We start from the raw sequence: 26,081 nt of genomic DNA, 5'->3' as shown, positions 1-26,081 counted from the left end.
GTCAACGGCCTTTTTCAAATCCGCGACGCCGAGCCCTGTGGCGCGCCAACGACGAGTGCGAAAAATGGACATGACCGACACCCGATTCATCACCAGCCCCGTGTCCGCAGCCGCCCCCGCAGCGCTGGAGATCATTGGCGTTCGCAAGGACTTCGAGACCTTCAGCGCACTGCGCGACGTGCACCTGCGCGTGAACCCCGGCGAGATGCTGTGCTTTCTCGGCCCCTCGGGATGCGGCAAGACCACGCTGCTGCGCATCATCGCGGGCCTGGAGACGCAGACCGCCGGCCAGATCCTGCAGAACGGCACGGACGTCTCGTGGCTCTCGCCGGACAAGCGCGACTACGGCATCGTGTTCCAGTCGTATGCGCTCTTTCCCAACCTCTCGATTGCCGAGAACATCGGCTATGGCCTCGTCAACAGCCGCGCCAAGCGCGGCGAGATCAAGGCGCGTGTCGAAGAGTTGCTGAAGCTCGTCGGCCTGCCGACCTCCGGCAATAAATACCCAAGCCAACTCTCCGGCGGCCAGCAGCAGCGCGTGGCCCTCGCCCGCGCGCTTGCCACGCGCCCCGGCCTGCTGCTGCTCGACGAGCCACTGTCAGCGCTCGATGCGCTGGAGCGCATCCGCCTGCGCGGTGAAATCCGCCGGCTGCAAAAGCAGGTCGGCATCACCACCATCATGGTCACGCACGACCAGGAAGAAGCGCTCTCGATGGCCGACCGCATCGTGGTCATGAACCACGGCGTGATCGAGCAGGTCGGCACACCGATGGAGGTGTACGAACAGCCGGCCACGCCCTTCGTGGCGGACTTCGTGGGCAAGGTCAACGTGCTGCGCTCGGTGGCGCTGGGCAACCACCGCTTCCAGGTCGGCGACATGGAGCTCGAATGCGATGCCTGCGAGGGCGCCTTCGAACCCGGCGAGGCTGTCAACCTGTACCTCCGGCCGGAAGACCGCGCGGTCGAGCATTTGCGCGACGACACGCCCAACCGGTTGCGGGCCAAAGTGACGAAGGTCGAATTCCTCGGCGGCCTCTGCATCGCCGAGGTGACGGCCGATGCGCTGCATGGGCAGGTGCTGGGCCTGCACTTCTCGCTCAACCAGCTGCACGATCTGGACATCCGCGAAGGCAACACCATCGACATCGCGCTGCGCGCCAACCGCATCCGCGCTTTCTCGGCCGCACGCACGCCCAAGCCATGAACACGCTGGCCCACCCTTCCGCCGTGAAGGCTTCGTCGTTCGCCGCGCGGCCCACGATGCGCTGGAGCCGCGACGAAATCATCGCGCGCGCCATCCTGTTCGTGGTGATGGCGATGCTGTTCGTGTTTCTCATCGCGCCGCTCGCGACCATCCTCGCCCACGCGGTGCAGGACAAGGACGGCCGCTTCGTCGGCCTCGCCCACTTCATCACCTACTTCCAGACGCCCAGCCTGCTGCGCGCGGCCTGGAACTCGGTGTGGGTCTCGGCGGCTGTGGTGATGATCTCGGTGCCCATCGCCTTCGTCTTCGCCTACGCGCTCACGCGCAGCCGCATGCCGGCACCGCTGAAGGCGGTGTTCCGCCTCATCGCGCTGATTCCGCTGCTCGCGCCCTCGCTGCTGTCGGCGATCTCGTTCGTGCAGTGGTTCGGCAACCAGGGCGCGCTCAAGTTCCTCCTGGGCGGCATGTCGATCTACGGCGCGCCGGGGATCATCCTGGCCGAGGTCTACAACACCTTTCCGCATGCGCTGATGATCCTGGTCACCGCGCTGTCGCTCGCCGACGGCCGCTTGTACGAGGCGGCCACCGCGCTGCGCACGCGGCCGTTCCGCCAGTTCATGACGATCACGCTGCCCTCCTGCAAGTACGGCCTCATCAGCGCGGCCACGGTGGTCTTCACCTACGTGGTGAGCGACTTCGGCGCGCCCAAGGTGATCGGTGGCAACTTCAACGTGCTGTCGGTGGACGTGTTCAAGCAGGTGGTGGGGCAGCACAACTTCTCCATCGGCGCAGTGGTGGGCATGTTGCTGCTGCTGCCCTCGATCGTCTCGTTCGTCATCGACTACGTGGTGCGGCGCAAGCTGAAGGCGCAGCTCACCGCGCGCTCGGTGCCCTACAGCCCCAAGCGCCGCAAGGTGGCCGATGCAGTGCTCACGCTCTTCTGCACGGTGGTGTGCGGCCTCTTGCTGGCCACCATCGGCATGGCGATCTACACCTCGCTGATTTCGCTCTGGCCTTACGACCTGTCGTTCACGCTCAAGCACTACCACTTCGTGCTGGTCGAGAGCGACATGGCCGCGGCCTACGGCAACAGCCTGCTGGTGGCCATGGTCACCGCCGTGGCCGGCTCGCTCATCGTCTTCATCGGCGCCTACCTGATCGAGAAGACACGCAACCTGGGTCTGATGCGCAAGGGCATGCACCTGATGGCGGTGCTGTCGATGGCGGTGCCGGGCCTGGTGCTGGGCCTCGGCTACGTGATGTTCTTCAACCATCCGGCCAACCCGCTGAACTTTCTGTACCAGACGATGGCGATCCTCATCATCTCGATGGTGGTGCACTACTACACCTCGAGCCACCTCACGGCGGTGACGGCGCTCAAGCAGATCGACAACGAGTTCGAAGCCGTCTCGGCCTCGCTCAAGGTGCCGTTCTTCAAGACCTTCCTGCGGGTGACGGTGCCGGTGTGCCTGCCGGCCATCCTCGATATCGGGCGCTACTTCTTCGTGGTGTCGATGGCCAGCCTCTCGTGCGCCATCTTTCTCTACACGCCAGAGACCATCCTCGCCTCGGTCGCGATCATGCATCTGGACGACGCCGGCGACATCGGCCCGGCCTCGGCGCTCGCGAGCCTGATCGTGGTCACCTCGACGCTCGTGTGCATCGCCTATTCGCTGCTCACGCGCGTGCTGCTCGCGCGCACGCAGGCCTGGCGCAACCTCGCCCGCGGCTGAACACACAACGCCTCTCTCTCATTTCCTTTCCCCGCCTGGAGACACCATGAGTCAAGCCCCCCACCCTGCCTACCCGATCCTGCTCACCCCCGGCCCCCTGACCACCTCGGACCGCACGCGCCAGGCGATGCTGCGCGACTGGGGATCATGGGACGCCGACTTCAACCAGATCACCGCGCGCATCCGCAAGGAAGTGCTCAACATCGTGCACGGCACGGGCACGCACGAATGCGTTCCGCTACAGGGCAGCGGCACCTTCTCGGTGGAAGCGGCCATCGGCACCATCGTGCCGCGCAACGGGCATGTGCTGGTGCCGAGCAATGGCGCGTACTGCCAGCGCCTGGCGAAGATCTGCAAGGTGCTCGGCCGCAAGCTCGCCACCATCGACTACACCGAGGAAAAGCAGGTCTCGCCGGCCGACGTCGATCGCGCGCTCGCGGCCGACCCCAGCATCACCCACGTGGCCGTGGTGCATTGCGAAACCGGCGCCGGCGTGCTCAACCCGCTGCACGAGATCGCGCTGGTCGTTGCCAAGCACGGACGCGGCCTGATCATCGATGCGATGAGTTCCTTCGGCGCACTCGAGATCGATGCGCGCAAGACGCCTTTCGATGCGGTGGTCGCTGCATCGGGCAAGTGCCTCGAAGGCGTGCCGGGCATGGGCTTCGTCGTCATCAAGCGCAGCACGCTGGAGAAGTGCGAAGGCAACTGCCACTCGCTGAGCATGGACCTGTACGACCAGTGGGTGTACATGGAGAAGACCACGCAATGGCGCTTCACGCCGCCCACGCACGTGGTGGCCGCGCTGGACACCGCCATTGCGCAATACATCGAAGAAGGCGGCCTCGCCGCGCGCGGCGCGCGCTATGCACGCAACTGCAAGGGGCTTATCGACGGGCTGGCGGCACTCGGTTTCCGCAGCTTCCTGGACCCTGCGATCCAGGCGCCGATCATCATCACCTTCCACGCGCCCGACGATGCCAACTACGACTTCAAGACCTTCTACCAAGAGGTCAAGAAGCGCGGCTACATCCTCTACCCCGGCAAGCTGACGCAGGTGGAAACCTTCCGCGTCGGCTGCATGGGGCACTTCGGCGAGGCCGGCATTCCGGGCGCGGTGGCGGCGATTGCGGACACGCTCAAGGCGATGAACATTCGCCAGGTCACCGCGCCTGCGACGGCATGACCGAAACAACACCACGCCGCTACATCCTCACGCTGACCTGCCCGGACCGCACAGGCATCGTGGCGGCGGTGGGCAGCTTCATCGCCAGTCATGGCGGCCTGATCTCGCAGGCGGCCCAGCACGGCGATGCGCTGCACAACCGCTTCTACATGCGCGTGGAGATCCAGGCCGACACGCTGCCGTTCTACCTCGATGAGTTCCGCGACCGCTTCGCCCCGCTCGCAAAGCAGTTCGAGATGGAATGGGGCATCTCCGACAGCTCGGTGAAGAAGCGCATGGTGGTGCTGGTGAGCAAGCTGGACCACTGCCTGAACGACCTCCTGCACCGCTGGCGCAACAAGGACCTGCATTGCGAGATCCCGTGCGTGATCTCCAACCACAACGAGCTGCGCTCCTTCGTCGAGTGGCACGGCATTCCCTACTTCCACGTGCCGGTGACGCCCGAGACCAAGGAGCAGGCCTACGCCGAGGTGGAGCGGCTGTTCCGCGAATTCAGCGGCGACTTCATGGTGCTCGCGCGCTACATGCAGGTGCTGTCGGACGCGATGACCGAGCGCCTGCGCAACCGCATCATCAACATCCACCACAGCTTCCTTCCGGCCTTCGTCGGCGGCAAGCCGTACCACCAGGCCTTCGAGCGCGGCGTGAAGATGACCGGCGCCACCAGCCACTACGTGACCGCCGAGCTGGACGCCGGTCCGATCATCGAGCAGGGCGTGATCAACATCGATCACGGCAACTCGATCGAGGAAATGGTGCGCCTGGGCAAGGACATCGAGAAGAGTGTGTTGTCGCGCAGCGTGCGCCACCACCTGGAAGACCGGATCCTGGTCCACCGCAACAAGACGGTGGTCTTCAAGTAACCCTCACCTGACGAATCCCCTACACACCATGGCGACACCACTTCCCTCTCATGCGCAGGTCGTCATCGCGGGTGGCGGCATCGCCGGCTGCAGCGCGGCCTACCACCTCACCAAGCTCGGCTGCACCGACGTGATCGTGCTCGAGCAGGGGCAGCTCACCTGCGGCACGACCTGGCATGCCGCAGGGCTGGTCGGCCAGCTGCGCGCCAACCGCAGCATGACCCGGATGAGCCGCTACGGCATCGACCTGTACGCCTCGCTCGAAGCCGAGACGGGCCTGGCCACCGGCTGGAAGCAGTGCGGCAGCATCACGGTGGCGCGAACGCCCGAGCGCATGACGCTGCTCCAGCGCACCATTGCCACCGCGCGCAGCTTCGGCATCGAGGCGGAGTTCATCACGCCCGCCGAAGCGAAGGAACTGTGGCCGCTGATGCGCATCGACGATCTCGTGGGCGCCGTCTGGCTGCCCGGCGACGGCAAGGCCAATCCGACCGACCTCACGCAGTCGCTGGCCAAAGGCGCGCGCAACCGCGGCGCGAAGGTCTTCGAGGGCGTGCGGATCACCGGCACGATCATCGAGCACGGCCGCATCGTCGGCGTCGAGACCGACCGGGGCACGGTGCGCTGCGAGACCTTTCTCAACTGCGCGGGCCAGTGGGCGCGCGATCTGGGAAAGATGTCGGGCGTCAACATCCCGCTGCATTCGGCCGAGCATTTCTACCTGGTCACCAAGGAGATCGAAGGCGTGCACCGCGACCTGCCGGTGCTGCGCGACCCCGACGGCTACATCTACTACAAGGAAGAAGTCGGCGGCCTCGTGATGGGGGGCTTCGAGCCGGTGGCCAAGCCCTGGGGCATGGACGGCATTCCGCCGAAGTTCGAGTTCCAGCTGCTGCCGGACGACATGGACCAGTTCCAGATCCTGCTGGACGAAGCCGTGCACCGCACGCCCGCGCTGGAGACCACCGAGATCAAGCTCTTCCTCAACGGCCCCGAGAGCTTCACGCCGGACGGCAATTTCATCCTCGGCGAAGCGCCCGAAGTGCAGGGCTATTTCGTGGCCGCCGGCTTCAACTCTGCCGGCATCGCCAACGCGGGCGGCGCGGGCAAGCTCATCGCCGAATGGATCGTCGGCGGCGCCGCGCCGGCCGACCTGCTCGATGTCGACATCCGCCGCTTCGCGCCCTTCAACAGAAACAAGCGCTGGCTGAAGGACCGCACGGTGGAAGCACTCGGCCTGCACTACGCCATGCGCTGGCCGCGCCACGAGTTGGAGTCGGGCCGGCCGCTGCGCCGCTCGCCGCTGTACGACAAGCTCAAGGCCAAGGGCGCCGCCTTCGGCAGCAAGCTCGGCTGGGAACGTGCGAGCTGGTTCGCGCTGCCGGGCCAGAAGCCGGAAGCGCGCTACGGCTTCGGCCGCCCCGACTGGCTCGATGCCTGCATCGCCGAACAGATGGCCGTGCGGCAGGACGTCGTCGTCTTCGACCAGACCTCGTTCGGCAAGCTGATGGTGCAAGGGCGAGACGCCGAGCTGCTGCTGCAGCGCCTTTGCGCCAACAACGCGGCCGTGCGGCCCGGCCGCATGGTTTACACCGCGCTGCTCAACGAGCGCGGCGGCTTCGAGAGCGATCTCACGGTCATGCGGCTGGAAGCCGACTGCTTCCTCATCATCACCGGCTCCGCGCAACCTTATCGCGACATGGGCCACATCAAGCGTCACCTGCAACCCAACGAGCATGTGACGGTGACGGACGTGACCTCGGGCTACTGCACGCTCACCGTGACCGGCCCGAAGGCGCAGCAGCTGCTGTCGCGCGTGACGCCGCAGGACCTCGGCAAGGAAGCGTTTCCGCAATCGGCCGTGATCGAGATCGACGTCGGCCATGCGCGCGCACTCGCGGCCAAGGTCTCGTACGTCGGCGGCCCCGGATGGGAGCTGTACATCCCCACCGAGATGGCGGTGCATGTGTACGACACGCTGTTCGAAGCGGGCTCAGACCTCGGCCTTCGCGATGGCGGCTACTACACGATCGATGCCCTGCGCATCGAAGCCGGGCGCCGCGCCTTCGGCCTCGAACTGGGGCCGGACGAAAACCCGTTCGAGGCGGGGCTGGAGTTCGCGGTGCAGCTGGACAAGCCGGCCGCGTTCATCGGCCAGGCCGCGCTCGCGAAGATCGCGCCGGAGCGGCTTTCCAAGCGGCTCCTGATGTTCACGCTCGACGACGAACAGGCCTTCGCATGGGGCGGCGAGCCGATCCTTCGCAACGGCAAGGCCGTGGGCGAGTTGACCTCCACGGCCTGGAGCGCCGTGCTCGGGCGGATGGTGGTAATGGGCTATGTGCGCAGCGCCGAGCCGCTGACGCGGGACGAGGCGATGCAGGGTTCCTACGAAATCGACATCGCCGGTCATCGCTTCGCCGCCACGGCACAATCGCGGCCGCCTTACCCCTCGCTCGTGAAGGCCGCGCTCGAACAGCGCCGCCCATAGCGGGACGAGAACACGGACGGCTGGAGACAAGGTATCTCTTCGGGGTACACATGGCCGCACAGAACTTCCTGCATCTCTGGGACAGCAGCTTTCTCTACGTCACGCCGGCCATCGAGTCGGACCTGACGGCCCGCTCGTCGGTCACGCTGCTCGCCTCGGTCAGCGGGCATCCGTTCAGGCTGGAAGCCGCCGACGGTACGCGCGCGCTCTGCACGGCCGCGGTGGTTGCGGCGGGCGCGCAGCGGCGGCTGTATGTCGATGGCTGCGGGCTGCTCTCGCTCAACTTCGATCCGGGCTCCGGCGCCTACCGCACGCTGTCGCAATGGATCGGCGACCGGGGCATCGTGCCGGTCGATGCGCAATGCTTCGGCCGGCTGCGCGACAGCTTCGAGGCGGCGCAGTGCGGGGCGCTGGCCGAGCATCACTTGCAATCGCTCGGCATGCGGATGGTCGAGGCCATCACCGAGCGCCCCGGGCGCTGCGAGCTCTCGGGCGGACTCGATCCGCGCATCGACAGCGTGATGCGCGTCGCGCGATCACATGCGGGTCCGCTGTTGCTGCAGGACCTGTCCGAGGTGGCGTGCCTGTCGCCCGACCGCCTGACGCACCTGTTCCGCGAGCAGGCGGGCGTGTCGATCAAGAACTACCTGCTGTGGGCCAAGGTGCGCCGTTCGGTGCAGCAGTTCGCCAGCGGCCGTCCGCTGGCCGACATCGCGCTGGACGGCGGCTTCGCCAGCGCGGCCCACATGAGCCGCACCTTCCAGTGCTCCTTCGGCCTGCCGCCGTCGTTCCTTTCGCGCCAGGTGCGCGTGACGGCGGACGACCAGGCCGAGCGCGTCTGGGGCCTGTGAACACGGCGCGGCCGGGGCGGGCCGGGTCGATCGCATCGTCTCGTTTTCACCTAGAACCTTAGCGGCTGCATGAAAGTGGGCGCCGCTGTCCCTGTCTACGCTTCCCGGGTGACGGAAACGAAGAAGACAAGAGACAAGAGAGGTTCACCGTGCGCTCCCGCTTATCCACATCCGCCCGGCTCGGCCTCGGTGCCGCGGCCGTTCTGACGGCGCTCGGCGCCTGGCTTTTTCCAGGCGACACCGACAGCCACGCCGCCGCAACCAGCACGTCGGCCGACGCGGCAGCAGCGGCCGCTTCGCAGGCACCCACGAGCCGGGAAGGCGTCGTGCTCGCCCGGCGCGCCGCGGGCTACATCGCCTTCGCGCCCGGCGCGTCGCCCTATCTCACTTCGGCCGGTGCACGCGAACGCGGCCTCGACGTCGTGAAGCTGCGGCGCGACCTGGCCGGCACCGGCAAGGACGTGACCACGGAGGTGGACCGCATCGTCGCGCTCGCACGGTTCAGGGACCGCATGGACACCTTCGCCCGGGTGCTGCCGACGCTGAGCGACGAGGAACGGCGCGACGAGTCCTACGCGATCCTGGACCAGTTGCCCCAGCACGTCGCCAATGGCGAGATCCTGCCGGTGGAGGCCATCGCCTCCACCCGTGCGCTGATCCAGATCGGAGAGCCGGACCCCGAGATCCGGGACGCGCTCACGAAGCGACTGACCGAGTCGCTGCAATCGCACGCCCGGCAGATGCTGGGGCCGGAGCCCACCTCCGAGCCCCGCTACCAGAGCTACACGCAGGCCAGGAACCAGATGGCCAGCGAAGTGCAGGCCATCGTGCAAGACCCCGAAGAGCGGCAGCGCGTGATGGCGCAAAGAGAGTTCGAGATCAGAAGCCGCCACTACTGAAATCCTTCATCGCAAAAAAATCAGGAGCCACACAACATGAACCCGACAAGAGTTTTCTGGAGAGTCGCGGCCGCACTGGCCTTGTCGCTCTCGATGGGCGCGGCCGGCAGTGCGCCGTCTTCCCAGGAAGGCAGCGCGCAAGGCTCCCAGGCCGTATCTCCACAAAGAAGCCGAGCCGATGCACAGGCCTTCATCGACGAAGCCACGCGCAAGTACAACGCGGGCCTCACCAACAGTTCCAGGCCCGGGCAGACCATCGTTCCCGCCGCGGGACCCAACTGGGCAGCCGACCTGGACACCTGGGTCGAATACACCTTCCCCGCGAGCTCGGGCGCCTCGTGCATGAACGGCACGCCCTATCGCATGTACTACAAGGTCTCCTCCGATGCCGGCATGCGCGACAAGGTGCTGGTCGACTTCGAAGGCGGCGGCGCCTGCTGGGACTTCCAGTCGTGCCGCCCCGATGCCGAAACGGGCGCGGCCAACCCCGACGGGCTGCCCTCCGGCTACATCCAGGGCGACGGCATCGTCTCCAAGACCGCGCTGCTGCTCACCTCGCCGGTGCTGGAGGGCAACACCTTCCTCGTCGAGGCGGCCGCACGCCTTCTGTTCGGGCGAGGCTCGGGCAAGCTGGACGACGGCTGGTGGGGGCGCCTCTGGCAGACGACCACGGCACCCGAAACGCAGAAGTGGACCAAGGTGGTGTTCCCGTATTGCACGGGCGATGTTTCCGCCGGCGCCAGCTTCAGGTCGTTCAACGATCCGGCCGCGCCGGACGATGCGACGAAGACCAAGTACGTCAACTTCAACGGCCTCAACAACGTGCGCGCGGCCATGAAGTTTCTGCAGGACAACAAGTTCACCCAGAGCCTTTCGGACAGGGGCTACCTGCAGCAACTGCTGGTCTACGGCGGCAGCGCGGGCGGCTACTCGGCGCAGTTCAACTATCCGATGATCCGGCAGGCGCTCGCGGGAGAGAAGACGCGCGTCGCGCTGCTCAACGACTCGGGTCCGCTGCTGACGGCACCGGTCTACGGCTCCGGTGAAATCATCTCGCCAGCCGACCTGGAAAAGACGCCCGCCGCCAAGTTCTGGCAACTGGCTTCCCACACCTGGGGCTTCTTCCAGCAGCCGCTGGCCGCCGACCTGCGCGTGCCCGGCCACCCCGAATACGCCGAGCAGGCCAGCGGCGTGATCGCGCGGTGGGAGAAGACGACGGGCAAGAAGGTCAACATCACCAAGGCCGCCGGCGGCGACACCGGCAGCTTCAGCACGGTGCTGTCCAACCGCTACCCCAACGACCGTTTCGGCCTCACGAGCTTCCAGCAGGACCAGGTGATCTCGCGCTTCTTCTTCATCGGGGCGCAGAACGCCGAGGTCGCGGGCCTGGAAGGCTCGGCGCTGCGCGATGCCAAGCTCAAGCTCTTTCAGAAGGAGATGGACCTGGTGCGCGGCAACCTCGGCCCACTGCCCAACTTCGGCTACTACATGCCGTGGTCGCGGTACCTGGTGATCGGCAGCCACGTCACGACGGCGCTGACCTTCGCGGGCACCGAGACCTCGCGCGCCGCGAACATGCGGGACGACGGCGGGCGCATCCAGCCGGCGTTCGATGGCGACGTGGGGCACTTCCTGAACAACCTGCTGAGCACCAACAGCCTGGAGGCGGAGCCCGTGCTGAAGGAAGTCGGCCCCGAGAAAGCCGAGCCGCTGAACCTGGCGGGCGTGGCGGGCTGGCTGCTGTCGCTGTTCAACGTCTTCGGTTGATCGGCGCGAGGCCGGGCGCGCGAAGCGGCGTCAAAGACTGCAGGTGCGAAAGCCGAAGAAGCCGTCGTCGCGCTCCGGCAGCGCAAAGCTCCGGCGGCGCGGCGAACGAAGCCGCGCACGCGTGGCGAACGATGCGCCCCGCAGCACGCGCGCACGGCCGAACGCGGCCACCGGATCGAACTCGCCGCCCGCGCTCCACGGGTCGGCCCGGAAGCCGGGCCATGGCTGCAGCGTGCCCGCGGTCCACTCGTGCACATCGGCCCAGCGAAAGCCGCGCCGCGCGGCCGTGTGCGCCGCAATCTCCCATTCGACCTCGGTCGCGATGCGGCGCCCCGCCCAGCGCGCCCAGGCGTCGGCTTCCCACCAGCTCAGGTGCACCGCGCTGTGGTGCCCCGCCGCGCGCACGGTCACGCCGAAGCGGTGCTGCAGCACCGAGCCGCCGGTGCCGTTGCGCGCCACGCCGATCTGCTCGACATGGCGCGGCCCGCGGCGCCCCTCGACCTGTGCGGCCAGCCAACGCCAGCCTTCGGGGTGCCACAGCTCCTCGCGGTCGTAGCCGCCGTCGTCGACGAATTCGATGTACTGGTTCCAGGTGACGGGCTGCGCATCGATCTCGAACTCGGGCACGTCGATGCGGTGCACCGCGCGTTCCTGCGCAAAGGCGAAGCCGCTCTCGGGCAGGCCCAGTTCCCAGCGCGTGGCGGGCACCAGGAGCGGCTCGCGCGTGACGGCGATCGGCACCTGCTCGATGCCCAGCGGCAGCCCGAGCGTCTGTGCCATCACCACGAACTGCTCGCCGCGCAGGTCTTCGTGGAACAGCGCGAGGCGGTAGAAGTACAGGCCCGCATCGGTCTCGGCCGCGTGCTCGAGCAGCTCGAGCGTGCTCTCCAGGGTTTCGAGCAGGTAGGCCTTGGTCTGGCCGAGGTAAGGCAGGTCGGCCGACCAGCGGCGGCCGGGCGAACTGTGCGCCGGGTTCCACCAGTCGTCGGCACTCGGTTCGATGGCCGCGAGGCGCGTGGGCCGCACCGGGCAGTCGATGCCGAAGGCGCGCTGCGTGTTGCGGCCGATCCACCATTCGGCGAACCAGCCGATATGCCCGGCCAGCCAGACCGGAGGCACCACGCCCTCTTCTTCGGGCACGGGCGGCACGGCGAGGGCTTCGGAGCCCAGCGCCTCTTCGTACAGGGTGAGCAGGTGGAGCGTGTGGTTGCGCGCGTCGATCAGGGCCAGCGAGAGCAGGTCGCGGCCAGCGCTGCGAATCTCGGGAGCGTCGATCGACCACGATGCCGCCCCGGCGGCAGACGGGGTGTGTCGCGGTGTCTGGGCCATGGCGCCATTATGAACAGCCGACGACCCTGGGTACGCCCTCAAAGAACTTTCCGGCTACACCGATAGAATTCGCACCGCCTCACGCACCCGACCCGCTGGCACACAAGGCCAGCGCGTCGGGTGCCGTCGTATCTGGAGGCTCCCAATACAAAAATGGAGATGTAATGCAAGGCTTGCTCAAGCTGTCCCGGGCCATCGATTGGCTCAATGCCCAGGTGGGCAAATATGCGATATGGCTGATCCTGGCCGCTACCGCGATCAGTGCCATCAACGCCATCGTGCGCAAGGTGTTCAATACCAGCTCCAACGCTTTCCTCGAAGTGCAGTGGTACCTGTTTGCCTGGTCGTTTCTCATAGCCGCCGGCTACACGCTGCTGCACCGGGAACACGTGCGCATCGACGTGGTCAACAGCCGCCTGAGCAAACGCAAGCAGGTGTGGATCGACATCATCGGTTTCACCTGCTTCCTGACGCCGCTGTGCATTACGGTGCTCTATCTGTCGACGCCGGTGGTCTTGCAGATGTACAACTCGGGCGAAATGTCGGGCAACTCAGGCGGCCTGATCCGCTGGCCCGTGTGGGCTGCGCTTCCGGTGGGCTTTGGCTTGCTGCTGCTGCAAGGCTGGTCGGAGCTCATCAAGCGCATTGCGTTCCTGCGCGGCGAAGGCCCGGACCCCATGGGCCGCCTGACCGACAAGACAGCCGAAGCCGAACTGATCGAGGCCTTGCGCCTTCAGGCCGAGATGGACGCCGCCAAGGCCGCCGCCGCGACGGGCAACGCCCCGAAGCCGCAACACTGAACGGCCGACGAGACATAAAACCATGGAATTCATCGTTGCCAATTTCGCCCCGATCATGTTCGCGGGCCTGATCTGTTTTCTGCTGCTGGGTTTTCCCGTTGCGTTCAGCCTCGGGGCCTGTGGCCTCTTCTTCGGTTTCGTCGGCATCGAGCTCGGCGTGTTCCAGTCGTCGGTGATGGCGTGGCTGCCGCAGCGGCTGATCGGGATCATGGCCAACGACACGCTCTTGGCCGTGCCCTTCTTCACGCTCATGGGGCTCATCCTCGAGCGAAGCGGCATGGCCGAGGACCTGCTCGACACGGTCGGCCAAGTCTTCGGCCCGATGCGCGGCGGCCTCGCGCTGGCGGTGATCTTCGTCGGCGCGCTGTTGGCGGCGACCACCGGCGTGGTGGCGGCATCGGTCATCTCGATGGGCCTGATCTCGCTGCCGATCATGCTGCGCTACGGCTACGACCGGCGCCTGTCCAGCGGCGTCATCGCCGCCTCGGGCACGCTCGCGCAGATCATCCCGCCCTCGCTGGTGCTGATCATCATGGCCGACCAGCTCGGCAAGAGCGTCGGCGACATGTACAAGGGCGCCTTCCTGCCCGGTTTCATGCTGATGGGCCTGTACGTGCTGTACGTCGTATTTCTCGCGATCTTCAAGCCCACGCACGTACCCGCGCTGCCGCCCGAGGCACGCACCTTCCGCGAACCCAACGGCGGCGGCGGCTATGCCTCGCTGGTGGGCATCACCGCGCTGTCGGCGGTAGTGGCCGTGATCCTCGCGCGCAACATGGAAGCGGTGCACACCTGGTTCCAGGGCCATGAAGTGACCTCGGTGGCGACCGACGAAAAGGTCGTGGTCGCCATGTGCGGCGGCGTGTTCGTGGCGCTGGTGATCGCACTGATCAACAAGGGCCTGAAGCTCAATCTCCTGTCGCGCCTTGCCGAGCGGGTCACCTTCGTGCTGATTCCGCCGCTGCTGCTGATCTTCCTGGTGCTGGGCACCATCTTCCTGGGCGTGGCCACCCCGACCGAAGGCGGTGCAATGGGTGCCATGGGCGCGCTCATCATGGCCTGGGTCCGCCGTCGCATGAGCTTCTCGCTGCTCAAGCAGGCGCTGGGCTCGACCACGCGGCTCTCCAGCTTCGTGATGTTCATCCTGATCGGCGCCACGGTGTTCAGCCTGGTGTTCCAGGCCGCGGACGGCCCGATCTGGGTGGAGCATCTGCTGACGTCGCTGCCCGGCGGACCGGTGGGCTTTTTGATCGCGGTGAACGTGCTGGTCTTCTTCCTGGCGTTCTTCCTCGATTACTTCGAGCTGTCGTTCATCGTGGTGCCGCTCCTGGCACCGGTGGCGCACAAGATGGGCATCGACCTCATCTGGTTCGGCGTGCTGCTGGCGGTGAACATGCAGACCTCGTTCATGCACCCGCCCTTCGGCTTCGCGCTGTTCTTCCTGCGCTCGGTCGCGCCCGAGAAGCAGTACGTGGACCGCGTGACGCAGAAGGTCATGGAGCCGGTCACGACGATGCAGATCTACAAGGGCGCGATCCCGTTCGTGCTGATCCAGCTCACCATGGTGGGCATCCTGATCGCGTTCCCGCAGATCGTGACGGGCAGCCTCGACAAGGAGGTGAAGGTCAACATGGAGGACATCGGTGCGCAGATGCGCGACAGCCTGAAGTCCGACGAAGGCGCAACGCCGACCGACCCCTATGGCGGCCCCGAAGAGGCCGCGCCGGGCACCGAGCCGAAGACCGAGCCGGGCGCGCCGGGTGCCGCTGCGCCAGCAGCGCCGGAACCGTCGGTGGAAAGCACCGAGAGCGATCCGATGAAGGCCATGCAGGACGCCCTCAAGGCGCAGAACCCCAAGCCCTGAGCGACAAACACCGCCTCCTCCCCGGGAGGCGCACCATGAAAAAAAGGCCGGCCCGCGCAAGCGGACCGGCCTTTTTGCTGCACGCCGCCGGCAAGCCGGCGGCGGTGCATCGCATCAGATCTTGACCGAGTTCATGTACTGGTTGAACGGGTACTCCGAGAAGCGGTTCCACAGGATCTGGTCGCGCTGGAAGGCGCGCATGTCCTGGTGAATCTTCTTGAAGTCGGCCGACTTGGCTTCGTGCTCGGCGAACACTTCCATCGAGGCCTTGAAGCCTGCGTCCATCACGGCCTTGGGGAACGGCTTGAGCTGCGTCTTGGCGGCCACGAGGCGCTTGATCGCGAGCGGGTTGAAGGCGTCGTACTTGGCGATCATGTCGCGCGCGGCAACCTTGGTGGCCGCATCCAGGATGGCCTTGTTCTCGTCCGACAGCTTGGCGTAAGCCTTGTTGTTGATGAAGAACTCCAGGTCGGCACCGCCTTCCCACCAGCCGGGGTAGTAATAGTACGGGGCGACCTTGTTGAAGCCCAGCTTCTCGTCGTCGTAGGGGCCGACGAACTCGGCGGCGTCCAGCGTGCCCTTTTCGAGCGCCTGGTAGATATCGCCCGCGGGCATGTTCTGCGACACCACGCCCAGCTTGGCCATCGCCTCGCCGAACACACCGCCGCCCATGCGCATCTTCAGGCCCTTCAGATCCTCGACGGTCTTGATTTCCTTGCGGTACCAGCCGCCCATCTGCGTGCCGGTGTTGCCGGCGCTGGCGGTGCGGAAGTTGTACTGCGCGAAGAAGGCGTCCAGGAGCTTGCGGCCGTTGCCGTACTCTTTCCACGAATCGGTCTGGCGTGCTGTGAGGCCGAAGGGCACGGCGCAGCTGAACGCGAAGATCGGGTCCTTGCCGGTGAAGTAGTAGGCGGCGGTTTGCGCCATTTCGAGCGTGTCGCCCTGCAGCGCGTCGACCACGCCGAATGCGGGCATCAGCTCACCGGCGGGATGGACCGAGATTTCGAACTTGCCGCCCGACAGTGCCTTGACTGTTTTCGAGAGCATTTCGGCACTGCCGAAAATGGTGTCGAGCGAACGGGGAAAGCTGGACGCGAGACGCCAGCGAATCGCAGATTGCGCGTGAACGGCCGGCGCAATGCCGGCGGCCAAAACGCCGGCGATGCCCGCGTTTTTGATGAGGGAACGACGATCCATTGAATGCACTCCGAGTTCTTGGGAAAAACGAAACGCGGCTTGTGACCGCGTTGGGGACTTTTGTATAAGTCTTCTTGATTGTAAAAACCGGCTTACAGGCGTCCGGCGGGGGTTTACCCTGCGACGGTGCCGAAGCGTTGCACGATCGAGGCCGCAATGCCCGTTGCATCGAGCCCGATCGATGCGAGCAGCTTGGCCGGATCGCCATGTTCGATGAAGCGGTCGGGCAGGCCCAGTTGCAGCACCGGTTTCTGTACGTTGGCAGCCTGCAACGCCTCGAGCACCGCACTGCCCGCGCCGCCCATCGTGGCGCCCTCTTCGAGCGTGACGATGGCATCGTGCGTGCCCGCCACCTGCAGCAGCAGTTCGACGTCGAGCGGCTTGGCCCAGCGCATGTTGACCACCGTGGCATCGAGCGATTCGGCCGCGGTGAGCGCCGGATACAGCAGCGAGCCGAACGCGAGGATCGCGATGCGCTTGCCCTCGCGGCGCACTTCGCCCTTGCCGAGCGGCAGCGCGTCGAGCGTGAGGTGCGGCGCAATGCCGGCACCCGCGCCGCGCGGATAGCGCACCGCCACCGGGTGGTTCTGCTCGTAGGCGCTCGTGAGCAACTGGCGCAACTCGCGTTCGTCCGCGGGGCAGGCGATGCTCATGTTGGGAATGCAGCGCAGGAACGGAATGTCGTAGGCGCCCGCGTGCGTCGCACCATCGGCACCGACAAGGCCCGCGCGGTCGAGCGCGAACACCACAGGCAGGTTCTGGATAGCGACGTCGTGGATCAGCTGGTCGTACGCGCGCTGCAGGAAGGTCGAGTAGATCGCGACCACCGGCTTCAGGCCTTCGCAGGCGAGACCGGCCGCGAAGGTGACCGCGTGCTGCTCGGCGATGCCGACGTCGTAGTAACGATCGGGAAAGCGCTGCTCGAACTCCACAAGCCCCGAGCCTTCGCGCATCGCGGGCGTGATGCCCACGAGCCGGCCGTCGTGCGCGGCCGTGTCGCACAGCCACTGGCCGAACACCTGCGTGAAGGTCTGCTTGGCCACCGCGGTCGATTTGACGAGGCCCACTTGCGGATCGAACTTGCCGGGCCCGTGGTAGGCCACCGGATCGGCCTCGGCCAGCTTGTAACCCTGCCCTTTCTTCGTGACCACATGCAGGAACTGCGGGCCGCTCAGGTGCTTCAGGTTCTCGAGCGTGGGCACCAGCGAATCGAGGTCGTGGCCGTCGATCGGGCCGACGTAGTTGAAGCCGAACTGCTCGAACAGCGTGGCCGGCACCACCATGCCCTTGGCATGCTGCTCGAAGCGCTTGGCGAGTTCGAACAGCGGCGGTGCGGCGCGCAGAACGCTCTTGCCGACGTTCTTGGCGGCGGCGTAGAAATTGCCGCTCATCAGCTGCGCGAGGTAGCGGTTGAGTGCGCCCACGGGCGGGCTGATCGACATGTCGTTGTCGTTCAGGATCACCAGCAGCTTGCAGTCGCACACGCCCGCGTTGTTGAGCGCCTCGAAGGCCATGCCGGCCGTCAATGCGCCGTCGCCGATGATCGCCACGGTGTAGCGGTCTTCGCCCTTCTGCTTGGCCGCCATCGCCATGCCGAGCGCGGCCGAGATGCTGGTGGACGAGTGCGCGGTGCCGAAGGTGTCGTACTCGCTCTCGCTCCGCTGCGGAAAGCCAGAGATGCCGCCGATTTGCCTCAGCGTGGGCATGCGCTCGCGCCGGCCGGTGAGGATCTTGTGCGGATAGGTCTGGTGGCCCACGTCCCACACGAGCCGGTCGTGCGGCGTGTTGAACACGTGGTGCAGCGCGACCGTGAGCTCGACCGTGCCGAGGTTGGAACTCAGGTGGCCGCCGGTGCGCGAGACGTTGTCGAGCACGCAGGCGCGCACCTCGTCGGACAGCTGCCGCAGCTGTGCGCGGTCGTACTGGCGGATCGGCGAAGGGTCGTGGAGAGTGGGAAGCAACGGAGCCATGTGGGATTTGTTCTTTTCTCAGCGGTCGCGGTCGACCACCATGTGTGCGAGAGCGCGCAGCGCGGCGGTGTCGGCCAGGCCGCTGTTGGCCAGGGCGGCGAGCGCATCGGCCAGCAGTTGGCGGGCCTGCGTACGCGCGCCGTCGAGGCCGAGCAGCGACACGTAGGTGGGCTTGTCGGCGGCGGCGTCCTTGCCGGCCGTCTTGCCCAGGGTTTGGGAATCGGCGGTGACGTCGAGGATGTCGTCCACCACCTGGAATGCGAGGCCGATGGCTGCGCCGTAGTCGCGCAGCGCCGCCAGCGCAGCGGCACTCACGTTGCCGCATGCAGCGCCCATCTCGACGCTGCCCTGCAGCAACGCGCCGGTCTTCAGGCGATGCATTTCGCGTAGCTGGGTTTCGTTGAGTGCGATGCCGACGCTGGCGAGATCGATCGCCTGCCCGCCCGCCATGCCCTGGCTGCCGGCGGCGCGCGCGAGCAGGCGGCACAGCGTGGCCTGCGTGGCCGCGGGAATCTCGTCGCCCTCGGGCGTCAGCAGTTCGAAGGCCAGGGCCTGCAGCGCGTCGCCCGCGAGCAGCGCATCGGCTTCGCCGAACTTCACATGCACCGTGGGCTTGCCACGGCGCAGCACGTCGTTGTCCATGCAGGGCAGGTCGTCGTGCACCAGCGAATAGGCGTGGATCAGCTCGGCGGCGCAGGCCGCACGCAGCGCCGCGGCTTCATTGCCGCCGACCGCCTCGCTGGCCGCGAGCACCAGGAGCGGCCGCAGCCGCTTGCCGCCGTCGAGCACCGCGTAGCGCATCGCATCGCCCAGCAGTACTGGCGCCTCGACGCCGACCCAGCGCGACAGCGCCGCCTCGACACGGGCCAGGTGCGGTTCGCTCCAGCCGGCGAGCCGGGCGGCGGTCCAGTCGGTCATGGTGGCCGCGCTCATTCGGCCGTCCAGACCTTGAGGCTGCCCGCGTCGAGCACCTTGATCTGGTCTTCGACCGCCTGCAGCTTGTCGCGGCAGAAAGCGAGCAATGCGGCGCCGCGCTGGTAGCTGCCCAGGAGCTGGTCGAGCGGCAACTGGCCCGATTCGAGTTCTGCAACCAGTTGTTCCAGTTCCTGAAGCCCGGCTTCGTAACTGACGGGCAACGGCCCCGTATCGGGCGTGGCCGCCGGGCTGGAAGAGGAAGGAGAAGGCACCTTGGGCATGCAACGGAACGTGGGTGAAACGGGGCATTTTAGGACGGGGGGCAAAACGGGGCCCCCCGGGTACAATGCGAACTCTTCTTGTTGGCAAACCAACACACTTCTCGGGCCGTCGCACCTTCTGACGGCGCCTTCCGTTATTTCCTTTTTTTCTCCCTGTGGGGAGCTTGGTCAGGTCCTCCATGTCTGATTTAAGTCTTCAACTGCAGCAGGCCGCGAGCCAACTTCCAGTTTCCGCGTATTTCGACGAGGCCCTGTACGCCCGCGAAATGCAAAACCTTTTCTCGCGAGGGCCCCGCTATGTCGGCCATCGCCTCGCCGTGCCCGAAATGGGCAACTTCCACACCCTGCCGCAGGAACACCAGGGCCGCGCGCTGGTCCACACGCCCAAGGGCGTGGAGCTGATCTCCAACGTGTGCCGCCACCGCCAGGCGCTGATCCTGCAGGGCCGCGGCCAGTTGGACAACCAGGCCGGCGGCAACATCGTCTGCCCGCTGCACCGCTGGACCTACGCCGCGAGCGATGCGCGCACCACCGGCACGCTGATCGGCGCCCCGCATTTCGACCAGGACCCGTGCCTCAACCTGCACAACTATCCCCTCACCGAGTGGAACGGCCTCCTGTTCGAGAAGAATTCGGACGGCACCGGCCGCGACGTGGCCGCCGACATGCGCGGCCTGGGCCCGCAGGCCGACCTCGACTTCTCGGGCTACGCGCTCGACCGCGTCGAACTGCACGAGTGCAACTACAACTGGAAGACCTTCATCGAGGTCTACCTCGAGGACTACCACGTCGGCCCGTTTCATCCGGGCCTCGGCAGCTTCGTCACCTGCGACGACCTGCGCTGGGAGTTCAATCACAACTATTCGGTGCAGACCGTCGGCGTGGCCAACCGCCTCGGCCGCGCGGGCAGCCCGGTCTACCAGAAGTGGCAGGAGCAGCTGCTCAAGTACCGCGACGGCAAGCCGCCGAAGTACGGCGCGATCTGGCTCACCTACTACCCGCACGTGATGGTCGAGTGGTATCCGCATGTGCTCACCGTCTCGACGCTGCACCCTGTAAGCCCGACCAAGACGCTCAACATGGTCGAGTTCTTCTACCCCGAGGAAATCGTCGCCTTCGAGCGCGAGTTCGTCGAGGCCCAGCAGGCCGCCTACATGGAAACCTGCGTGGAAGACGACGAGATTGCCGAGCGCATGGACGCCGGCCGCCGCGCGCTGATGCTGCGCGGCGACAACGAGACCGGCCCGTACCAGAGCCCGATGGAAGACGGCATGCAGCAGTTCCACGAGTGGTACAAGGCCGCGATGCAGAAGAGCACCTGAGTCGATGACTGCCGCATCGACGGGTGTTCTGGGAACACCGCGGAACCGGCTTTGCCGGGCCGCTGGTGTTGCCCCCTGTGAGGGGGTTGGAGAAGCGACACGAAGTGCGCGAAGCCTGGGGGAGAGTCAATAGTGCAAGCGCTCTGGATGGTGCTCGGCGCCTTTTTGTTCGCGACGATGAGCGTCGTGGTGAAGGTCGCTTCGCAATGGTTCAACAGCGGCGAGATGGTGCTGGGCCGCGGCCTCATCGGCATCGTTTTCCTCTGGCTCCTGTCGCGCAAGATGCGCGTGTCGCTCGCCACCAAATACCCCGGCATGCACGCCTGGCGCAGCACGATCGGCGTGATCTCGCTGGGCGCGTGGTTCTACGCCATCGCGCACATGCCGCTGGCCACCGCCGTCACGCTCAACTACATGAGCAGCGTGTGGGTCGCGGCCTTCCTGATTGGCGGCGCGCTGCTCGCGTGGGTGCCGGTGCCCGGGCGCGACGGCCGCGTGGCCAAGCCGCCGCTGCAGGGCGCGCTCGCGATGACGGTGCTCGCGGGCTTCATCGGCGTGGTGCTCATGCTCAAGCCCACGGTCAGCGGCAACGAAGGCTTCGCGGGCATGCTGGGCCTCTTGTCGGGCCTGACAGCCGCCTTCGCCTACATGCAGGTGGTGGCGCTCTCGCGCATCGGCGAGCCCGAACTGCGCACGGTGTTCTATTTCGCGGTCGGCTCGGCCGTGGCCGGCGCCTTCGCCACAGCGGCCACGGGTTTTTCGGGCGGCAGCTCGTGGACCTGGGAACACGCGTTGTGGCTTCTGCCCATCGGCCTGCTCGCCGCCCTCGGGCAGCTCTGCATGACCCGTGCCTACGCCACGGCCAAGACGGAAGCCGGCACCCTCGTGGTGGCCAACCTGCAGTACTCGGGCATCATCTTCGCGGCGTTCTATGGCGTGGTGGTGTTCGATGACCGCATCGATGCCGCCGGCTGGGGCGGCATGGCGCTCATCATCGCGAGCGGCATCGCGGCCACGGTGCTGCGCCAACGGGCGGTGCCCAAGGCGCCGGCCGAAGAACACTGAAGACAACCTCTCCGAAGGAGACCACGACCATGTACACCACCCTCGTCAGCGTCGAACAACTCCAGCAACTGCAGGCCAGCGACGCACCGCTCATGGTGTTCGACTGCAGCTTCGACCTCATGAAGCCCGAGGCCGGCCCGCAGCTCTACGCCGCGGCCCATATTCCGGGCGCGCAGTACGCCAACCTCGATACCGACCTCAGCGCCAAGCACGGCCTGCCCGGCGCGCACGGCGACGTGGTCGTCGCGCAGGAAGACGGCGTGCCCGCCTCGGGCGGGCGCCATCCGCTGCCCAGCCGCGAAAAGTTCGCGGCGTGGCTTTCCAGCGTCGGCTTCTCCAACGACATGCAGGCCGTGGTGTACGACCGCAACGGCGCCAACTACTGCGGGCGCCTGTGGTGGATGCTCAAGTGGATGGGCCACAACGCGGTGGCCGTGCTCGACGGCGGCCTGCAGGCCTGGCAGGCCGCGGGGGGCGAAGTCACCGACCGCGAGGAGCCCGCGCGCTTCCAGTCGAATTTCGTACAGGGCGAGCCGTTGGCGAAGCTTGTGACTACCGACACCGTGTTGCGTCGGCTCGGCCAAGCTGACCAGCAGCTGATCGACGCACGGGCCGGTGCACGATATCGCGGCGAGGTGGAACCTCTGGACCCGATTGCCGGTCACATCCCCGGGGCCCTCAACCGGCCCTTCGCCGAGAACCTCGGCCCCGACGGCAAGTTCAAGCCGGCATCGCAATTGCGTGCCGAGTTCGAAGCGCTGCTCGCGGGACGCGATGCGGCGACAGTCGTCCACCAATGCGGCAGCGGCGTGAGTGCGGTGCCCAACCTGCTTGCGATGCAGATCGCCGGGCTCGGGACGACCGCGCTCTATGCCGGCAGCTGGAGCGAATGGAGCAACACGCCGGGGCTGCCGACCCGGCAAGGCGCAGAACCATGAAACACCACATCCGACTCCGACGCATCTCCGGTCTCGCACTCCCCTCCTTATTCGCCGCAGCCCTGTTCGCTGCGGCCCCGTTCGTTTCCGCGCAAGCCCAGCAGCAGCACGCCCATGTGCACGGCCAGATGAAGCTGGACGTGGCCATCGACGGCCCCACGGTGGTGATCGACATGGAATCGCCGCTCGACAACATCGTCGGCTTCGAACGCGCTCCGAAGACCGATGCCGAGAAAGCCACCGTCGAAGCCGCCGTCGCCCAGTTGCGCGCGGCCGACAAGCTTTTCACCATCGACCCCGCCGCCAACTGCAAGCTCGGCCCGGTCGATCTGCGCTCCGGCGCGCTGGGCCTCGGCAACCCCGATCCGAACGAGCCTCCGGGCCATGCCGACCTGGACGCCACCTTCTCCTTCAACTGCACCAACGCGGCCGCCGCGAAGTTCATCGACCTGAACCTGTTCAGCGTGTTCAAGGGCCTGCGCCAGATCGATTCGCAGATCGCTTCGGCACAAGGCCAGTTCAAGCGCCAGCTCAAGCGCCCCGCGGGTGCGCAGGCGGCCCAGCCCGCTCGCCTGAGCTGGGGCAAGTAGCACTGTGAGCACCGCTTCGCAGGCCGACTCGACGCCCCTGCGCGTCGTGCTCGCGGCCGAATCGCTGCGCTTTACATGGCCCGGCGTGAAGGCGCCCTGCATCGACATCGAGGCCTTCCGCATCACGGCCGGCGAATCGGTGTTTTTGCACGGCCCGAGCGGCTGCGGCAAGAGCACGCTGCTGTCGCTGCTGGCCGGCGTGCTGGTGGCCGACGAAGGCCGCGTGAGTTTGCTGGGCCACGACTGGTCGCAGCTCTCCAGCGCCGCGCGCGACCGCTGCCGCGTGGCCCATGTCGGCTACATCTTCCAGCAGTTCAACCTGCTGCCCTACCTGAGCGTGCTCGACAACGTCCTGCTGCCCTGCCGCTTTTCGGCGCGGCGCGAAGCGCAGGCCGCGCGCCGCGGCAGTTCGCACGGTTCACGCGAAGAGGCGGAGCACCTGCTCGACCAGATGGGCCTGGACAGCAACCTCTGGAAGCGCCAGGCGCTTCAGCTCTCGGTGGGCCAGCAGCAGCGCGTGGCCGCGGCGCGTGCGCTCATCGGCCAACCCGAAGTGGTGATTGCCGACGAGCCGACTTCCGCGCTCGACGAAGACCGGCGCGAGGCTTTTCTCGACGTGCTGCTGACCGCCTGTGTCGAGAACCACAGCGCCCTCGTCTTCGTGAGCCATGACCAGCGCATTGCACAGCGCTTCGCGCGGCATGTGCTGCTGCCCGAGATCAATCGCGCGGCTTCGACGGCGATGGCGGTGGACGCATGAAGGCGCTCTTCTCCATCGCATGGCGCAGCGCCTGGAACCGGCGCTTCACGCTCGCGCTCACCGTGTTCTCGATCGCGCTCTCGACCTTCCTGCTGCTCGGCGTCGAGCGCATCCGCACCGAGCTGCGCGAGAACTTCGCCTCGTCCGTCTCGGGCACCGATCTCATCGTCGGCGCGCGCACGGGCTCCACGCAGCTGCTGCTGTACTCGGTGTTCCGCATCGGCGCGGCCACCAACAACATCTCGTGGAAGAGCGTGCAGGCGCTGGCCGCGCACCAGGGCGTCGACTGGGTCGTGCCGCTGTCGCTGGGCGATTCGCACCGCGGCTTCGCGGTGCTGGCGACGTCGCCCGAGTACTTCGCGCGCTTTCGCTATGGCGACAAGCAATTGCTGAAGCTGCGCGAGGGCAAGCCCTTCAGCGAACTCTTCGATGCGGTGGTCGGTGCCGAAGTGGCCGACAAGCTCGGCTACCACGTGGGCCAGAAGATCACGCTCGCGCACGGCAGCGGCGAACTCAACGTGGCCGAGCACGCCGACAAGCCCTTCACCGTGGTCGGCGTGCTCGCACGCACCGGCACGCCGGTGGACCGCACGGTGCACATCGGCCTCGAAGCGATGGAGGCCATCCACCTCGAATGGGTGGGCGGCGCGCCGATGCCCGGCGTGAAGATTCCTGCCGAGCAGGTGCGCAAGTTCGACCTCACGCCCAAGAACGTGACGGCAGCGCTCGTGGGCCTGAAGAACCGCGCCGCGGTGTTCGGCGTGCAGCGCTGGATTTCGACCTACAACGGCGAACCGCTGATGGCCATCCTCCCCGGCGTCGCGCTCGATGAACTGTGGAGCGTGATCGGCATCGGCGAGAACGCGCTCTTGCTGATGTCGGCGTTGGTCGCGCTGGTGAGCCTCGCGGGCTTGGTCTCGGTGGTGATGGCGGGCCTGAACGAACGGCGGCGCGAGCTGGCCGTGCTGCGCGCCGTGGGCGCCGGGCTGCGCCATGTGCTGGCGCTGCTCGCGCTCGAAGGCGCCATGGTCACCGTGCTCGGCGTGGCCTTCGGCGTGGTGATGGCGGTGCTCGGCATCGCCCTGTTGTCGCCGTGGCTGCAGTCGCAGTTCGGGCTGACACTGAGCCTCTCGGAACCTACACTCAACGAGTGGCTGCTGATGGCGAGCCTGCTGGTCGCAGGCTGGCTGGCAAGCCTGCTCCCTGGCATTCGCGCCTACCGACTCTCACTGGCGGACGGCCTCTCACCGAGGATTTGAACCATGCGCATCGCAAAGAAGACTTCCACGATCACGGCTTTCAATCGGCTTTCATTGCTGCTGGCCGGCGCCGGCCTCGCAGCGATGGCATGGGCCGCCGAGCCCGCGCCCAAGGACACCACCGCATCGAACCCGCTCGGCGGCAAGGCCGCTGCACCCGCCGTTGCCAAGGGCACGCCGGGCCAGCCGCGGCAGATCACCTGGGAAGAACTGGTGCCCAAGGACTGGGACCCGGCCAAGGAGTTCAAGGGCATGGACCTGAGTGCGCTCGACGACGGCGACCCGCGCGCCAACGAGCTGCTCATGAAGATGCAGGAGGTGTCGAACAACGCACCGACCAACCCCGCGATGAACGGCACCGAAATCAAGATTCCCGGCTTCATCGTGCCGCTCGAAGAGGCCAAGGGCGAGGTCACGGAGTTCCTGCTCGTGCCCTACTTCGGCGCCTGCATCCACACGCCGCCGCCGCCGGCCAACCAGATCCTGCACGTCATTCCGCAGAAGGGCGCCAAGTTCCGCGCGATGGACACCGTGTGGGTCACCGGCAAGCTGCAGACCCAGCGCAACGATTCGATGATGGGCGTGAGCGGCTACCACGTGAGCGCGAGCAGCGTCACCAAGTACTCGGGCAGCGCCAAGTAAGACAAACGCCCGCGCGACCCTGAGGCCGCCCCCTGTGGGCGATGCCCCACAGAGGCAGCAGCGCGCGGACGACACAGACGGTTGCATCACCGGCGCACAGTCGGTCATCGCAGACCGTCAGGGACCGTTGAGAGAGTCAGGCGTGACGTCGGCGCCTT

At 66.7% G+C, this 26,081-nt stretch carries 22 protein-coding genes; 17 read left to right on the top strand and 5 right to left on the bottom strand.

Annotation, left to right across the window (positions count from 1 at the left end):
- The first annotated feature begins 64 nt into the window (after positions 1-64).
- The 8 genes from QF040_RS33795 to QF040_RS33760 all read left to right on the top strand — a co-directional run bounded on the left by QF040_RS33795 (position 65) and on the right by QF040_RS33760 (position 10,991).
- A complete protein-coding gene (locus tag QF040_RS33795) occupies positions 65-1,204 on the top strand; it encodes a putative 2-aminoethylphosphonate ABC transporter ATP-binding protein (protein WP_429614535.1) in 1,140 nt (379 codons plus the stop codon).
- Positions 1,201-2,937: a putative 2-aminoethylphosphonate ABC transporter permease subunit gene (locus tag QF040_RS33790; protein ID WP_429614534.1), complete on the top strand. Its 1,737-nt coding sequence runs from the start codon at positions 1,201-1,203 to the stop codon at positions 2,935-2,937. Before QF040_RS33795 ends, QF040_RS33790 begins: the two co-directional genes overlap by 4 nt.
- Before the next feature lie 46 nt (positions 2,938-2,983).
- Positions 2,984-4,123 carry a 2-aminoethylphosphonate--pyruvate transaminase gene (locus QF040_RS33785; protein WP_429614533.1) on the top strand — a complete coding sequence of 380 codons (1,140 nt, stop codon included), beginning with the start codon at positions 2,984-2,986 and terminating at the stop codon, positions 4,121-4,123.
- Positions 4,120-4,986 carry a formyltetrahydrofolate deformylase gene (gene purU, locus QF040_RS33780; protein WP_429614532.1) on the top strand — a complete coding sequence of 289 codons (867 nt, stop codon included), beginning with the start codon at positions 4,120-4,122 and terminating at the stop codon, positions 4,984-4,986. Before QF040_RS33785 ends, purU begins: the two co-directional genes overlap by 4 nt.
- Before the next feature lie 28 nt (positions 4,987-5,014).
- Positions 5,015-7,474: a GcvT family protein gene (locus QF040_RS33775; RefSeq protein ID WP_429614531.1), complete on the top strand. Its 2,460-nt coding sequence runs from the start codon at positions 5,015-5,017 to the stop codon at positions 7,472-7,474.
- 50 nt (positions 7,475-7,524) lie between these two features.
- Positions 7,525-8,325, top strand: a complete 801-nt coding sequence (locus tag QF040_RS33770; RefSeq protein WP_429614530.1) for a helix-turn-helix domain-containing protein — start codon at positions 7,525-7,527, stop codon at positions 8,323-8,325.
- A gap of 149 nt (positions 8,326-8,474) precedes the next feature.
- The gene (locus QF040_RS33765) at positions 8,475-9,224 is read left to right on the top strand and encodes a hypothetical protein (protein WP_429614529.1); all 750 of its coding nucleotides are present in this window, start codon (positions 8,475-8,477) and stop codon (positions 9,222-9,224) included.
- A gap of 36 nt (positions 9,225-9,260) precedes the next feature.
- On the top strand, positions 9,261-10,991 hold the full coding sequence (locus tag QF040_RS33760; protein ID WP_429614528.1) for a hypothetical protein: 1,731 nt from the start codon (positions 9,261-9,263) through the stop codon (positions 10,989-10,991).
- Between the two features lie 30 nt (positions 10,992-11,021).
- On the opposite strand, the gene QF040_RS33755 is transcribed toward QF040_RS33760, so the two are convergent.
- Positions 11,022-12,320 carry an SUMF1/EgtB/PvdO family nonheme iron enzyme gene (locus QF040_RS33755; protein WP_429614527.1) on the bottom strand — a complete coding sequence of 433 codons (1,299 nt, stop codon included), beginning with the start codon at positions 12,318-12,320 and terminating at the stop codon, positions 11,022-11,024.
- Between the two features lie 164 nt (positions 12,321-12,484).
- Here QF040_RS33755 and QF040_RS33750 point away from each other — a divergent pair, with 164 nt between their 5' ends.
- Both QF040_RS33750 and QF040_RS33745 read left to right on the top strand, forming a co-directional pair.
- A complete protein-coding gene (locus QF040_RS33750) occupies positions 12,485-13,120 on the top strand; it encodes a TRAP transporter small permease subunit (protein WP_429614526.1) in 636 nt (211 codons plus the stop codon).
- Positions 13,121-13,142: 22 nt separating this feature from the next.
- Positions 13,143-14,984 carry a TRAP transporter large permease gene (locus QF040_RS33745; protein ID WP_429614525.1) on the top strand — a complete coding sequence of 614 codons (1,842 nt, stop codon included), beginning with the start codon at positions 13,143-13,145 and terminating at the stop codon, positions 14,982-14,984.
- A 114-nt stretch (positions 14,985-15,098) separates the two neighbouring features.
- On the opposite strand, the gene QF040_RS33740 is transcribed toward QF040_RS33745, so the two are convergent.
- The 4 genes from QF040_RS33740 to xseB all read right to left on the bottom strand — a co-directional run bounded on the left by QF040_RS33740 (position 15,099) and on the right by xseB (position 19,347).
- Positions 15,099-16,181, bottom strand: coding sequence for a TRAP transporter substrate-binding protein (locus tag QF040_RS33740; protein ID WP_306877843.1), 1,083 nt, complete (start codon positions 16,179-16,181; stop codon positions 15,099-15,101).
- A 113-nt stretch (positions 16,182-16,294) separates the two neighbouring features.
- Complete coding sequence (dxs, locus tag QF040_RS33735; protein ID WP_429614524.1) at positions 16,295-18,151, bottom strand: 1-deoxy-D-xylulose-5-phosphate synthase; 1,857 nt, start codon at positions 18,149-18,151, stop codon at positions 16,295-16,297.
- An 18-nt stretch (positions 18,152-18,169) separates the two neighbouring features.
- Complete coding sequence (locus tag QF040_RS33730) at positions 18,170-19,084, bottom strand: polyprenyl synthetase family protein (protein ID WP_429614523.1); 915 nt, start codon at positions 19,082-19,084, stop codon at positions 18,170-18,172.
- Positions 19,081-19,347: an exodeoxyribonuclease VII small subunit gene (xseB, locus tag QF040_RS33725; RefSeq protein ID WP_013540173.1), complete on the bottom strand. Its 267-nt coding sequence runs from the start codon at positions 19,345-19,347 to the stop codon at positions 19,081-19,083. Before xseB ends, QF040_RS33730 begins: the two co-directional genes overlap by 4 nt.
- A gap of 179 nt (positions 19,348-19,526) precedes the next feature.
- Between xseB and QF040_RS33720 the strand changes: the two genes are divergently transcribed.
- The 7 genes from QF040_RS33720 to QF040_RS33690 all read left to right on the top strand — a co-directional run bounded on the left by QF040_RS33720 (position 19,527) and on the right by QF040_RS33690 (position 25,923).
- Complete coding sequence (locus QF040_RS33720) at positions 19,527-20,669, top strand: aromatic ring-hydroxylating oxygenase subunit alpha (RefSeq protein WP_429614522.1); 1,143 nt, start codon at positions 19,527-19,529, stop codon at positions 20,667-20,669.
- Between the two features lie 147 nt (positions 20,670-20,816).
- Entirely contained in the window at positions 20,817-21,734 is a 918-nt protein-coding gene (locus QF040_RS33715; RefSeq protein WP_429614731.1) for a DMT family transporter, read from the top strand.
- Positions 21,735-21,763: 29 nt separating this feature from the next.
- Complete coding sequence (locus QF040_RS33710) at positions 21,764-22,672, top strand: sulfurtransferase (protein WP_429614521.1); 909 nt, start codon at positions 21,764-21,766, stop codon at positions 22,670-22,672.
- Positions 22,669-23,262, top strand: coding sequence for a DUF2796 domain-containing protein (locus tag QF040_RS33705; RefSeq protein WP_429614520.1), 594 nt, complete (start codon positions 22,669-22,671; stop codon positions 23,260-23,262). The genes QF040_RS33710 and QF040_RS33705 overlap by 4 nt, the downstream gene beginning before the upstream one ends.
- 4 nt (positions 23,263-23,266) lie before the next feature.
- Entirely contained in the window at positions 23,267-24,022 is a 756-nt protein-coding gene (locus tag QF040_RS33700; RefSeq protein ID WP_429614519.1) for an ABC transporter ATP-binding protein, read from the top strand.
- Positions 24,019-25,281 (top strand): ABC transporter permease, encoded by a 1,263-nt coding sequence (locus QF040_RS33695; RefSeq protein ID WP_429614518.1) that lies wholly within the window; start codon positions 24,019-24,021, stop codon positions 25,279-25,281. Before QF040_RS33700 ends, QF040_RS33695 begins: the two co-directional genes overlap by 4 nt.
- Before the next feature lie 3 nt (positions 25,282-25,284).
- Positions 25,285-25,923, top strand: a complete 639-nt coding sequence (locus QF040_RS33690; protein WP_429614517.1) for a DUF3299 domain-containing protein — start codon at positions 25,285-25,287, stop codon at positions 25,921-25,923.
- The last annotated feature ends 158 nt before the right edge of the window (positions 25,924-26,081 follow it).

Origin of the sequence: Variovorax sp. W2I14 (assembly GCF_050435205.1) — a bacterium.
Classification (GTDB): Bacteria; Pseudomonadota; Gammaproteobacteria; order Burkholderiales; family Burkholderiaceae_C; genus Variovorax; species Variovorax paradoxus_C.
The sequence above is the reverse complement of the archived record's forward strand: the minus strand, read 5'-3'. Positions and strand labels throughout refer to the sequence as shown.

Bases quoted from the DNA above. Each gene is read 5' to 3' on its own strand.
- xseB (WP_013540173.1), bottom strand. From the start codon at position 19,347: ATGCCCAAGGTGCCTTCTCCTTCCTCTTCCAGCCCGGCGGCCACGCCC.
- QF040_RS33760 (WP_429614528.1), top strand. From the start codon at position 9,261: ATGAACCCGACAAGAGTTTTCTGGAGAGTCGCGGCCGCACTGGCCTTG.
- QF040_RS33785 (WP_429614533.1), top strand. From the start codon at position 2,984: ATGAGTCAAGCCCCCCACCCTGCCTACCCGATCCTGCTCACCCCCGGC.
- QF040_RS33730 (WP_429614523.1), bottom strand. From the start codon at position 19,084: ATGAGCGCGGCCACCATGACCGACTGGACCGCCGCCCGGCTCGCCGGC.
- QF040_RS33790 (WP_429614534.1), top strand. From the start codon at position 1,201: ATGAACACGCTGGCCCACCCTTCCGCCGTGAAGGCTTCGTCGTTCGCC.
- QF040_RS33715 (WP_429614731.1), top strand. From the start codon at position 20,817: ATGGTGCTCGGCGCCTTTTTGTTCGCGACGATGAGCGTCGTGGTGAAG.
- QF040_RS33795 (WP_429614535.1), top strand. From the start codon at position 65: ATGGACATGACCGACACCCGATTCATCACCAGCCCCGTGTCCGCAGCC.
- QF040_RS33745 (WP_429614525.1), top strand. From the start codon at position 13,143: ATGGAATTCATCGTTGCCAATTTCGCCCCGATCATGTTCGCGGGCCTG.
- dxs (WP_429614524.1), bottom strand. From the start codon at position 18,151: ATGGCTCCGTTGCTTCCCACTCTCCACGACCCTTCGCCGATCCGCCAG.
- QF040_RS33740 (WP_306877843.1), bottom strand. From the start codon at position 16,181: ATGGATCGTCGTTCCCTCATCAAAAACGCGGGCATCGCCGGCGTTTTG.
- QF040_RS33705 (WP_429614520.1), top strand. From the start codon at position 22,669: ATGAAACACCACATCCGACTCCGACGCATCTCCGGTCTCGCACTCCCC.
- QF040_RS33695 (WP_429614518.1), top strand. From the start codon at position 24,019: ATGAAGGCGCTCTTCTCCATCGCATGGCGCAGCGCCTGGAACCGGCGC.
- QF040_RS33755 (WP_429614527.1), bottom strand. From the start codon at position 12,320: ATGGCCCAGACACCGCGACACACCCCGTCTGCCGCCGGGGCGGCATCG.
- QF040_RS33775 (WP_429614531.1), top strand. From the start codon at position 5,015: ATGGCGACACCACTTCCCTCTCATGCGCAGGTCGTCATCGCGGGTGGC.
- QF040_RS33690 (WP_429614517.1), top strand. From the start codon at position 25,285: ATGCGCATCGCAAAGAAGACTTCCACGATCACGGCTTTCAATCGGCTT.
- QF040_RS33750 (WP_429614526.1), top strand. From the start codon at position 12,485: ATGCAAGGCTTGCTCAAGCTGTCCCGGGCCATCGATTGGCTCAATGCC.
- QF040_RS33720 (WP_429614522.1), top strand. From the start codon at position 19,527: ATGTCTGATTTAAGTCTTCAACTGCAGCAGGCCGCGAGCCAACTTCCA.
- QF040_RS33710 (WP_429614521.1), top strand. From the start codon at position 21,764: ATGTACACCACCCTCGTCAGCGTCGAACAACTCCAGCAACTGCAGGCC.
- QF040_RS33770 (WP_429614530.1), top strand. From the start codon at position 7,525: ATGGCCGCACAGAACTTCCTGCATCTCTGGGACAGCAGCTTTCTCTAC.
- purU (WP_429614532.1), top strand. From the start codon at position 4,120: ATGACCGAAACAACACCACGCCGCTACATCCTCACGCTGACCTGCCCG.